Origin of the sequence: Psychrobacter sp. UBA6766 (genome assembly GCF_002453355.1) — a bacterium.
Lineage (GTDB): Bacteria > Pseudomonadota > Gammaproteobacteria > Pseudomonadales > Moraxellaceae > Psychrobacter.
Map to the genome: position 1 here is coordinate 40,749 of NZ_DKGQ01000008.1, position 12,218 is coordinate 52,966.

10 protein-coding genes are annotated in these 12,218 nt (G+C 43.7%); 2 read left to right on the plus strand and 8 right to left on the minus strand.

Annotation, left to right across the window (positions count from 1 at the left end):
* Positions 1-90 precede the first annotated feature (90 nt).
* The 3 genes from B4K26_RS02020 to B4K26_RS02030 all read right to left on the minus strand — a co-directional run bounded on the left by B4K26_RS02020 (position 91) and on the right by B4K26_RS02030 (position 4,463).
* Positions 91-1,584 carry a Na+/H+ antiporter NhaC family protein gene (locus tag B4K26_RS02020; protein ID WP_296243219.1) on the minus strand — a complete coding sequence of 498 codons (1,494 nt, stop codon included), beginning with the start codon at positions 1,582-1,584 and terminating at the stop codon, positions 91-93.
* 160 nt (positions 1,585-1,744) lie between these two features.
* Positions 1,745-3,076, minus strand: coding sequence for an NAD(P)/FAD-dependent oxidoreductase (locus B4K26_RS02025; RefSeq protein WP_296243220.1), 1,332 nt, complete (start codon positions 3,074-3,076; stop codon positions 1,745-1,747).
* A 43-nt stretch (positions 3,077-3,119) separates the two neighbouring features.
* On the minus strand, positions 3,120-4,463 hold the full coding sequence (locus B4K26_RS02030) for a glutamine synthetase family protein (protein WP_296243221.1): 1,344 nt from the start codon (positions 4,461-4,463) through the stop codon (positions 3,120-3,122).
* A 512-nt stretch (positions 4,464-4,975) separates the two neighbouring features.
* On the opposite strand from B4K26_RS02030, the gene B4K26_RS02035 reads away from it, so the two are divergent.
* Positions 4,976-5,716, plus strand: coding sequence for a gamma-glutamyl-gamma-aminobutyrate hydrolase family protein (locus B4K26_RS02035; protein ID WP_296243222.1), 741 nt, complete (start codon positions 4,976-4,978; stop codon positions 5,714-5,716).
* Positions 5,691-6,434: a cupin domain-containing protein gene (locus tag B4K26_RS02040; protein ID WP_296243223.1), complete on the plus strand. Its 744-nt coding sequence runs from the start codon at positions 5,691-5,693 to the stop codon at positions 6,432-6,434. Before B4K26_RS02035 ends, B4K26_RS02040 begins: the two co-directional genes overlap by 26 nt.
* A 45-nt stretch (positions 6,435-6,479) precedes the next feature.
* On the opposite strand, the gene B4K26_RS02045 is transcribed toward B4K26_RS02040, so the two are convergent.
* From B4K26_RS02045 to greA, 5 genes are all read right to left on the minus strand, one after another.
* On the minus strand, positions 6,480-7,811 hold the full coding sequence (locus B4K26_RS02045; RefSeq protein WP_296243224.1) for a glycosyltransferase: 1,332 nt from the start codon (positions 7,809-7,811) through the stop codon (positions 6,480-6,482).
* A gap of 80 nt (positions 7,812-7,891) precedes the next feature.
* On the minus strand, positions 7,892-8,764 hold the full coding sequence (locus tag B4K26_RS02050; RefSeq protein WP_296243225.1) for a TIGR03915 family putative DNA repair protein: 873 nt from the start codon (positions 8,762-8,764) through the stop codon (positions 7,892-7,894).
* Between the two features lie 42 nt (positions 8,765-8,806).
* Positions 8,807-10,075, minus strand: a complete 1,269-nt coding sequence (locus B4K26_RS02055; RefSeq protein WP_296243226.1) for a putative DNA modification/repair radical SAM protein — start codon at positions 10,073-10,075, stop codon at positions 8,807-8,809.
* Positions 10,076-10,307: 232 nt separating this feature from the next.
* On the minus strand, positions 10,308-11,204 hold the full coding sequence (locus tag B4K26_RS02060; protein ID WP_296243227.1) for a hypothetical protein: 897 nt from the start codon (positions 11,202-11,204) through the stop codon (positions 10,308-10,310).
* Between the two features lie 401 nt (positions 11,205-11,605).
* Complete coding sequence (gene greA, locus B4K26_RS02065; RefSeq protein WP_296243228.1) at positions 11,606-12,082, minus strand: transcription elongation factor GreA; 477 nt, start codon at positions 12,080-12,082, stop codon at positions 11,606-11,608.
* Between the last annotated feature and the right edge of the window lie 136 nt (positions 12,083-12,218).

Genomic DNA, 12,218 nt, shown 5'->3' on the forward strand with positions numbered 1-12,218 from the left:
ATTGCAGGGGAAACATTGACTCAGTCATTATTTGTATGGTTTAGCCAATCACTAACGCTCATCGTATGCCGCCTATGCTCTAGATAGCGCTCAAGCCATCATATAACCCAAACCGAGGAATGTCACGACGGATAAAACCGCGCCAAGCATGGCATAGGGGAATTGGCTAAAGGCATGTTGCATTGGCGAACAGCCAGCTCCTTGTGATGCTAATAATGATGAGTCACTAAAGAAGCAGGCATGACTACCAAATGAAGACGCCGATAATAAAGCCCCAATCATCAATGGCGTGCTGACGCCAAGTGCTAAAGAAATGGGAAATACAATCGGCATTGCAAGGATATATAAACCCCAACTTGAGGACGTAGCAAAGGTTAAGAACGCCATGACGCCAAAGATGACAGCAGGAAAGATGACAATTGTCATATAGGGCGTGATGGCCTCGATTACGTATGTCGTCATGCCAAGCTCATCATTGATGGCTTTTAAAAAGAAGCCACCGACTACCGTTGATAATGGATAGAGCATGACTTGGAAACCTTTAAAAATGGCTTCCATTTGGGTTTCAAAACTTAAGATACCTTGTGCCCAATAAATGAGAACAGTAACAAAGCAGGTCAGTAATGCCCCTCTTAACAAATCAATTTCAAAATAAATGGTTGAAACAATCAATAAAATCATGGGAAAAGCGAAGTTCATGATATTGGCTTTAAACGATAACTTGCGTTTGGCCTTGACGTTTGAAACCAATTGCTCATCAACAAAAGCTTCAGGTACAGGGTTGCCGCCTTTGGCGCGAGATTCCGCTTTTTTCATTGGTCCCCAATCACCCAAAATGCCATATGCCACCAAAAATACAATGACCAGTGCAAACCAAGCATACGCCATAAAAGGTATGGCACTCATATAAAGTGCCATACCACCACCGTCTTTTGCGACGCCATTTTCTTCTAAAAGTCCGGCAAAGTAGACCGCCCAAGTCGAAATAGGCACAATAACGCACATCGGCGCCGCCGTTGAATCGACGATGTAGGCAAGTTTTTCTCGCGATACCCCATAAAAATCTGTCAATTTCTTAACAGACGTAGATACAGCAAGACAGTTTAAATAATCATCAATAAAGACCACAACGCCCAATCCTGCAGTCGCTAGTAATGATTGACGGCGTGATTTGATGATTTTTTGTAGCCATTCACTAAAGCCATCGAGACAACCGCTGATCTCAAGCAGCTGAATCAGACCGCCCATCAAGCCACAAACCAATACCACCCAGACAATGGTTTCATTACCGAGTACGAGGGATATATTTTCAGCAAAAGGCGAAACCAAATCAAACGGATTGAGCATCACGAGACCCGCGACACAGCCTGCAATCATAGATTCAAATGGTCGCCTAGAAACAATGGCAGTGACCAATACTAATAATGTAGGTAATAGCGATAAAGCACCCCATGATTCGTTTGGTGCACGGATGGTCGATAGCCAAGCAAAAGCGATATATATGACAATCCCTGCTAATACCGTCAAAAATACTCGCTTGTTATGAAACTGCCCCTCGACAGCTTCGCTGAGTTTCATGTTCATATTTACGCTCCCTGTAAAACCTAATTTTTTAAAACTCTGTTTTATGGTTATTGCTCGATAGGTAGTAGCGCAGTAGCGCAGTAGCGCATCCTCTTTCTATCGAGTGCCATCACAACAATCCATTGCTATGACAGATAATTATGGTTAGATTTTGACGTCGTTACATGCCAGTGGTGTCTTTTAGCGCGTACCACCAAGAGCCCATCACAGAATAGGGCACGCGTAGGGCGCGTCCACCTGGGAAAGGAATCCAAGGTATCTTGGCAAAAGTATCAAACTCTTTGGTGCGACCGTTGATGGCATTAGCTAATATCTGCCCAAACAAATGCGAACCTGTCACCCCATGGCCGCTATAGCCATGGGCGAAATAGACACGATCATGCAGTTTGCCCATTTGTGGTACGCGAGAAAAAGACAAGGCAAAGTTACCACTCCACGCATAGTCGATTTTGACATCACGTAGCTCTGGAAAAATCTTATTCATATTTGGTCGGATCTTGGCGGTGATATTGGCTGGGTCTTGACCACCGTAGACGGTACCGCCGCCAAATAACATGCGCTTATCCGCTGACAGACGATAGTAATCAAGAATATAGCGCACATCTTCGACGCAGACGTCAGTTGGCAGTAGCTGATCTGCTAAATCACCTAAGGGCTCGGTGGCGATAATCTGCGTCGATACCGGCATGACGCGGTCAGTTAATTTGGGTATGACTTTATTGAGATAGGCATTGCCGCACAGCACCGCTTGCTTACAAGTGACGCTACCAAATTCAGTGATAATCTTGATAGAGTCATCGGCATATTCAATATCAACCACTAAGGTGTTCTCATAGATAGTACCGCCAGATTTTTCAATAGCAGCGGCTTCACCAAGGGCGAGGTTTAGTGGATGGATATGACCACCTGAATGGTCAATAATACCGCCCACATAGGCGTCGGTTTTGATATGTTCTTGGATACCATTTTTGTCCAGCATTTCTCGATCATGCATCCCATGACTTTCCCATAAGGCATGCGTCTGTTGTAAGTCTTTTAACTGACCGTTATTTAACGCCGCAAAGATATTTTTCTCTTTAAGATCGCAGTCGATATTATAATCAGCGACAAAGCGACGGATGATTTTGCCACCACGGGTCACGAGCTGACCGACGAAGTCTGCGTTTTCTTGACCATAAGACTTTTTAATCTTTTGAAGGCTGGCGTTAAGACCGTTGACAATTTGACCGCCATTACGTCCTGACGCGCCCCAACCAATTTGCGCACCTTCTAAAACCACCACTTCATGATCGGTTTCAATGAGATGCAGCGCTGTTGATAAGCCACTGTAGCCGCCACCGATCACGCAAATTTCTACTTGAATATCATTTTTTAGCGTCGGTCTATCGGGTTTAGGGTTACGGCTGGCTGCATAATAACTATCAGGATATTGGCCATTGTCTGAATAATGCGGGATATTGCGTGTGTTATTCGAAGCTAGGTTTTGGTTCATTGTTGCATTGCTCCTTAAGTTGCTATTTGAGTTATTCGACATATCAAACATCCTGTAAATAGGTGAGGTATTCAAGGTTGGTCACTTGCTGAGCAAAGCGTTTGGCTTCTTGTTTTTTGACAGCAATCAATAGCTCAATCATCTCGCTTGGAAACAGTGCATCAATGATGTCGCTGCTTTCAAATTTGCGGATAGCGGACAGCCAGTCTAATGGTAAAGTTTTAAGCTCGGCTTCGTTGTAAGTAATGCTATTGACCGGCTCTGGTGCTTCAAGCTTGTTTTCGATGCCATAGAGCATACCTGCTAATACGGCGCTACAGACCAGATAAGGGTTGGCATCCGCGCCAGAAACGCGGTGCTCGATACGGCGTGCTTGTGAGTCGCCGCCTGGGATGCGGACAGCAGCGGTGCGGTTTTCATAACCCCATGACACATTGTTTGGTGCCAAAGTACCAGGCGTAAAGCGGCGGTAAGAGTTGACATGTGGGGCAAATAATAAGGTGCAATCTGACATGGTTTTTAATAAGCCAGCGACCGCATGACGCAAGATGTCTGACCCTTCTTCTGAGCCGTCATCAAAAACATTGTTGCCATCTTTATCGAGCAAGCTGCAATGAACGTGAAAGCCGTTGCCGGATTGCAAACCAAAGGGTTTTGCCATAAAGGTAGCCGTCAGCTTGCGGCGTGCTGCGACGGATTTGACCACTTGCTTAAATAAAATGGCATCGTCAGCAGCTTTTAAAGGGTCATCGACGTGCAGTAAGTTAATTTCAAACTGACCACAACCGTTCTCAGCTAAGGCTGCATCAACTGGAATATCGAGTTTTTTACATTGCTCATAGACTTCGTCTAAAAATTCATCAAACTGCAATAAGTCATTGATACTTAAAATAGAGGTTTTGTTTAAACGTAGACCACTTTTCGGGCGAATAGGCGGTCTTGGCGTTTCACCTTCGGTGTAATCAACCAAATAAAACTCAAGCTCCGTTGCCATAACTGGCGTCAACCCCAATGCTTTAAATTTTTTGCTGACGTAATCTAAAACATGGCGTGCGTCACCGTAATAAGGTTCGTTGTCTTCGGTATAAAGCCAAACGGGTAGGAGCGATGAGGGCGCGCTGGTATTGAGGAGCGGATAAGCAGCACGACCGGTAGGACGGGCGATGGCATCGATATCACCATTGCACTGAGAGGACTCGATGACATCCGCACCCCAGATGTCGACGCCTAAAATCGATAATGGCAAACGTATCGCGCCGTTCTCTGCTTTTTCCATCTGATTAAAGGGGATGCGCTTACCACGAAGTAATCCATTGATATCCCCCGCTGCAACATACACATATTCCGTATTATTTGCAGATTCGACCATTCCCTTGGTTGTCGTCATGTCTATTATCCCTATTGATGTTAATTTTTGCTCTGATTATGGTTGCGCCGTTTATGGCCGCTGTCATTCATAATTGACAAGTCATGATTGTGAGTAACGTTAAATAAAACAGTGTTTCTAAATAAAACAGCACTTATAAATACCGTGGCTGATACCACATGGTTTGCTTTACTAAGTATTTACTTCATATGATTGCGTAATATTTCTACTGCAAAATGAATCACTTAGCGTTGTTCTTAGTGTTGTTTTCATCGGTAATGACATCTGGGTAGTCGATACGGTAATTCACCTTTTGTCTTACTGATGTCCTTCAATATATTATTGAAACTTATAGTTGTCAATTAATATTTAAATCTATTAAAAAGTAATTAATTATATTCATTATGGTTTTAATTAACTAAAAATGAAGTTTATAGTTTACATTATCCAAAATTTTGTGTTAGATTTTAATCAAGAACATCTCGGCATATTGAAAATTTGAGGCTTAGATATCACATTCAAGGAAGAGTAAAATGCAAACTTATCGCCCCATTATTGCCATCGTTTCCTGTCATAAAATGGTTGACGGTCAACCTGCGCAAGCGGTGTATCAAAAATACATCGATGCGGTACATTTTTATGGTGGCAATCCTATCTTGCTGCCCAATACCGTCGCTGAAAGTGAGAACTTCGCTGCTTTGATTGCCACTGTTGATGGTATTTTATTGACGGGCAGTTACAGTAACGTCGCACCTGCACGTTATGGCGCCACGCATATTGAAGAAAAGCAGGACTTAAGGCGTGATGAGCTGAGCTTTAAACTGCTTGCTCATGCAGAGAAGGCTGGTACGCCTTTATTGGCAGTGTGCCGCGGCTTGCAAGAGATGAATGTCTATTTTGATGGCAGTTTGCATCCAGATTGGCGTGAGGTAGAAGGATTTTATGAGCCTCATTTGGAGGACAATACCCAGCCGCTTGAGGTGCAATACCAGCCAGTACATGATGTGATCATTCAACCTGAGGGTCGACTGGCAGCGTTTGGTGAAAAATGGCACGTCAATTCATTGCATAAACAAGCCATCAATACAGTAGGTAGAGATTTATTTGTCGAGGCGCGCGCACCGGATGGATTGGTGGAAGCCATCAGCTTGATAAAACATCCATTTATGATTGGTGTACAATGGCATCCTGAGTTAAATTATGCACAAGACGATTTGTCAAAATTTCTATTCAAGGAATTTATCCACTATGCCAGCAAAAAACACGGTTCATGATAGTGCAGAAAACGATAGCGTAAAAGAGGGCGCTGTGCCTGAAAATGAGATGGACTTACTCGAAGACGAGGCTGAAGAAGACGAAGCTGATGACGCTAACAGCGATGGAGAGGACACGTCAGAGCCTGAGGAGGCGCCTTCCATACTCGAGATGGATGGACAGCCAGAAGAGGACATCGGTAAAAAAATCAATCAGCTGCGCCTTGCAAAAGGTTATTCGCAACGCAAGCTGGCAAGGATGGCAGGGGTAACCAATACTTCAATCAGTGCAATTGAGCGTAACAAAGTCAGCCCAGCGGTCAATACGCTTAAGGCAATTTTACAGGTGTTAGGGTCTGATTTAACGACCTTTTTCAGCGATGAGTGGAAAGAGCCCAAAGCCCGCGTGGTGGTCACACCAAAGGATTTGATAGAGCTTAGTGAGTCAAGCAGTAGAGTGTCGTTAAAGCAGGTATATAACTGTAGCACCACTAAAAATCTGGGATTTTTGATTGAGACGTATCAGCCCAATAGCTCGACCGAAGAAAAAATAGCTCATGAAGGCGAAGAGATTGGCACCGTTATTGAAGGCAAGGTCCTGATTCGCATTGAAGAGACGACTTATTTGTTGAATGAAGGTGACAGCTATGTGATTGATACCATTAAACCGCACACTTTTATCAATCCTACTGATGGCATAACTCGCATCGTAAGTGCGCATACGCCGACGACTTATTAAGTTAGTATGAAAGCTCAATTAGCGTTACATTTAGACTGGTAGGTTTTAATGGTCTTGAGTGGCTTCTAAGCCGTTGGCTGCTTGTTCTTTGTCTTTCGTTTTACTATCGTCTTTAAGCAACCTGACTTTGGCATTTTTATCTGCTAGTTCAATTTTGACATAAGGGGACTCAGAAATAGTTTTAGATGTCTTGCTAAAGCTTTTTTTAGTCCTTTTTACCGCTGCTGCATCCACCTGCGCTTGCTCTTCTGCAAGCGATTGGTCATATAACCCTTGATATACGATAAGCGTTTCTTCAATCATCTCACGCATGGTGAATTTGTTGGTCATCTCAGGACGGGTGACACTTTCTAGTTGGTTGCGTACCGCTTTACAGAGTGCTTTGGCGTTGTATTTTTTCACCAATCCTTGCGGATATAACGGCTGTAAAATTTCGCTAAAGGCTGCTTGATCCCAGCCAATGACCGGCGTTCCTAAATGAATCGCTTGAAGCGCATTGATGCCGATAGATTCCGGCTCATTGGCAAGCGCCATGACGATATTGGCCGCCGACAGCCATTCACGCATGTCATTACGCTTGCTGCCGACATAGGTAATGCGCTCAGAGAGCCCAAGCGTATTGCTACGCTGACGAAAATCTTCATGCGCCACATCGCCTTCGCGGTAATCTTCATCCATAATAATGACGTGAATATTGGGAAATTGTTCTTGCAAATTGCCCAAAATATCAATCAGCCATTCTTGTCCATATTCGTTGCCGATGATGGTCGGAAAAACCAGCCATTTCTTATGCTCAAGTTCAGGATATTCAGCAAAAGTATGGCGCAACCAATAAACAGAAGGATTATGCCGATACGGATAACGGCGAGTATCGACACCGCGGTAAATGCGCTTGATGACTTTAGGTTCTAGCTCCTCACGGCGCAGGCCTTTTTTTAGATAATTGGTCACACTATCGGACACGGTAATGATGGTATCGACATCGAGTAGCGCTTGCGAGTATTTATTAATCGGATAAAATCCGTACATGGTCGAGACCAGTTTTGGTCGGCGCTTAACGCGTGCGCGGCGCAAAGCTAAATGCAAAACCCATGCTGGTGTGCGTGAATGTACATGAATGATGTCGGGATCGTATTTTTCAATCAGGCGGCGTAGCGGTGCGACTTGAAGCAGTGACAGCCAAGATTTTTTATTCATATAGAGCTGATGATAAATACTGCCGTCACGTTTTAGGCGTTTGACTAAGTCATTTTCTTCATCAGCGCTGGCGATGATAATGGAAGTATGGCCATTTTTAGCCAAAGCACGCCCTAGATGAAAAATACCGCGCTCGGATTCATCATGCTTTAAAGACGACAGTAAGCGCATAACTTTCATAATAGCGTCGGTTACCAAATCAAATATCAAGTTGCTATTGTCAGTTAAAAGCGCTCAAAACTCAACCTTGATTCGTAGACTTAGCGACGTTTTTGTAGATGCTCAGCATTTGGTAGAACCTGCTTTTCACTTAAGTATTTCCAATAACGCTGCGGCAGATATTGCTTATGCAGCCGTGAGTTTTTACGCTCCTTGATATTGACGTTGGTAAAGTAGCCTTGCCAAAACTTTTGATAGCGCTGCTCGTCTTCGCTATGAATACTGGCAGGATTTCGTAGCACTGCATCGTCTAAGTCGGTGATGGTTTGTAGGTCAGCAGGGCGCTTGGAGGTACTTTTACTTTTGTCATAATAAATGCCATAGCCGCGAGCGACATCATAAATTGCCCAGTGTTGATCTTGATAACGCTGACGAAAATGCTCACCAATCAGTGGCAGCACATTAAAATCAGGCTCAACACGAGCGAAATAAATATCATCAATGGTATGCTCAAAGCGCACAAACGCTTCCATACGGTGTTTTTCTCGGCTGACAGACTTGACGGTCTGTACCAACTCTAAAACGTTTAGGTTGCCCAAGTCCTCCATGATAGCGCGGTTAGGGTAGTCGATTGCATATTTGACTACCTGAAATAAAGTGGTGCCGATATGGTCTTTTTCGGACAAAAATCCCCAAAGGATGTTGCGCATTCCCGAACGACCCAATAACTGATTAAGTTTTATCAATACGCGTTCGGCGTTTTCTTCGTCGGTCGCAACGCTTACCGCTTGAGAGATTAATGACGGCACATAACAATCTTGAGCGATCAGCTGTAAGGATTTATCGTCTTGTAATTTATGAGCATAAATGTAGAAAACTGCGCTCAGCCAACCTTCAAAACTTGGCTCATAAAGCACAATACTGGGCGTTAATTGACCGACAATATAGTCATGCCTTTGCATAAGGTGCGACATTTATGTTCCTATTTAAAGTAGTAGCAATTAACACCATATTCATTAAAACAGTGCCAATTGTCCGTTACGTTGGTCTTTATATTTGGTCTGCGTTTGCGCCAGTACATATTGGCGGAAGTTATCACGCGTTAAATGAGCAAGATGTTCATTTTTACCGGTAGTCGCGATAAAGTATTTGGCGCGGTTGACTGCTGCACCCATTTTTTTCAGATGATAAAGCGTCAATTGGTTAAACTTGCGCGCCTTCATTATCTTCTTAGCTGTTTTGGTGCCGATGCCGGGAATTCGGACAATCATCTCGTAAGTGGCGGTTTGAATATTAACAGGGAAATGCTCACGATGACGGATGGCCCAAGCCAGTTTTGGGTCGCAATCCAAATCTAAAAACGGCGAGTCGGGCTCAACAATTTCGTGGGCGCCAAATCCATAAAAGCGCATCAGCCAATCGGCTTGATAGAGGCGATTTTCACGTATCATCGGCACTGGCGTCCCAATCGCTGGCAGGCGACTATCGGACAACATCGGCACGTAACCTGAGTAATAAACACGTTTTAAATCATATTGCTGATAAAAATGGCTCGATAGCTGAATCACTTGCAAGTCGGTCTCATTACTAGCGCCAACAATCATCTGGCTAGTCTGGCCTGCTGGCACAAATTTGGGCGCTTTTTTATGGGTCTTACGGCTCTCTTTAATGGTAATAATTTCAGTTTTAACGGTTTCCATCGGTGCTTTTAATTCATCATGTGACTTCTCTGGAGCAAGCAGTGCCAGACCAGACTTGGTCGGAATTTCAATATTAACGCTAAGCCGGTCGGCATAAAGCCCTGCTTCTAATAACAATTCTTTTGATGAACCAGGAATGGTTTTTAGATGGATATAACCGTTAAATCGTTCACGAGTACGTAGTATCTTGGCGACCTCGACCAGTCGCTCCATCGTATAGTCGCCACTTTTAAAAATACCTGAGCTGAGAAATAACCCTTCGATATAATTACGGCGATAAAACTGCATAGTCAAATCAACCACTTCCTCGACACTAAAAGCCGCGCGCGGCGTGTCATTACTTTTACGCGAAGTACAATAAGCACAGTCATAAATGCAATGATTGGTTAGTAGAATTTTAAGGAGGCTGACGCAGCGGCCATCTTCGGTATAGCTGTGGCAAATACCCGTTGCGGAAGCATCACCGAGTCCGCCGCCTTGGTTTTTGCGCGTACCAGCGGAAGAGGAACAAGAAACATCATACTTAGCAGCGTCCGCTAAAATGTTAAGCTTACCTTGCAGTCGTTCATAATTGATGGTGGCCATGAGCACTGTTTACCAAAACACTTATTGACATTTATTTTAGCAAAATTAAGGTTAAATCATTGTAAAGGTGGGATAATGAGATAAACAAGACGACAAGTAGTGTCGCTTGGTGATAAAAAATGACTATCGGAAATGCTCCGTCATTCACTTTTCTTCAAAATAGATAAAGCCCAGCATTCGCCGGGCTTTATAGTAATTATTTAATAGAAGCTGTTTCTATACGGCGTAATTTTTATTGAACCTTCGCACGTATAACCACAGTCTGAGCGGCATTTGGACTTAGATCAACTAAATTCCATTTCAGGCCCGAATAATTTTCTTTGACGACAACGGTATTACCCACTTGCTGAATGGTTTGATAGGTGTCACCACCTGTGGTCGCAAGCGTCGGCAAAGGGCTGTTTAATGACACCAGTCTCACGCCACTTGGCAGAGAAACCATCGCATTGATATTGTTGACAGGCTGGGTAGTGGTATTGGTGTAAGTGGTATGATATTCAATCACGTCACCGGGTGCGATATGATTGGCTGGCACCGCCACTTCACGTCCATCACTATTTTTAAGGATTTTCATTACCTTGGTTTTGGCATTGACCACATCAGGGGTGCTAAAAGTTGGATTAAGTTGCAACGCATCTACAGAGGTAACAGTCATCACTTGGTTGGTCACTGGTTGATTGGCAATGACCTGTGTCGTCACTGGCGTATTGAGCACAGGCAACTGGGTTGTTGGTGTGACAGGAAGTACTTGAGTAACGGTGCTGGTCGGTACGGTAATAACATCGACACGGCTGCTTTGATTGGTTGTTTGACTAGTCACAGGAACACTGGTCACGGTCGCACTGCCTTGGTTAACGACATAGCGCGGAACATTGGTCACTTGTGTGGCGTAAAACGGCATACCATCTTGCATAGTAATACCGTTAGGCGTAGCAGTGATCACTGCTGTCTTACCATCAGAATAGTTTTCAACTACTGTAGTACTGCTGCTAACAGAGGGTACGACCGTTACTTCAGGGGCAGCAATGGCTGAAGACATAACCAATACACTACCAGCCAAAAGTGCTGATACTGCCGTAAAAGTGGCCGTTTTTTTAGTCATTGATGTATTAGTGATATTTGTAGTCATAATAATTTCCTTTAAATACAGTCAGTCAAGCAAAAATAAAAAATCGTTGGATAAACAAAACCCCCGTTAAATGACACTACAGAACAGGTCAAATAACGAGGGTAAATAAAGGTTGATAGCGCAGATTTGCCATCTTTCCATCATTATTTTTAGTTAGACGATAAACAATGAATATTAAGCTCATTGCTCTGCACTCTCTATGCAAAGATTATGCGCTAAAACGAATTGAGGTGAAAAGCAGCATTGTGTAACTACCTGCTATAAATAACAGTTTCTTGTGCAGCTTTCTTTTCTCATCATTCTGTCTGTGCTTTAGGCGTAAGCAGATTAACAGCTTACTTGTTATAAATAATGATGGTTATTAAAGGTGTTTTATTAAAAGTCATTAAAAATCACGATAATTAGTCGTAAATGACTTTCATAATTTCATATTCGACCACACCTTTTGGCGTTTCGATACGTGCTTCGTCGCCTTCAGATTTACCGATGAGGCCACGAGCAATCGGTGAGTTGACTGAGATTTTGCCAGCCTTAAAATCCGCTTCATCATCACCAACGATTTTATACTGCTTTTCTTCTTCGGTGTCCATATTTTCAATCACGACGCTTACACCGAATACCACGCGACCATCATTTGGTAGTGTAGTAGGGTCAATGACTTGTGCAGCGCCAAGCTTGGCTTCGATGTCACGAATACGCGCTTCACAAAATCCTTGCTGCTCACGAGCGGCATGGTATTCAGCGTTTTCTTTTAGGTCACCGTGTTCGCGAGCTTCAGCGATAGCAGCAGTGATACGGGGACGGTCGACACTTTTTAACTGTTTGAGTTCAGCCTCTAAAGCGGCGTGACCTTGTGGGGTCATGGGATAACGTTGCATGTTTTTTCCTTAAACCAATAACACGGGCACCATTTCATGATGAGATGGTGTCAGTGTTGTTGCAATGAGTATGTAATATAAAAAGAGTGAGGTTGAGGCTGCGTCGTAAGTAAATGTACACTTAGCTATTAACTAT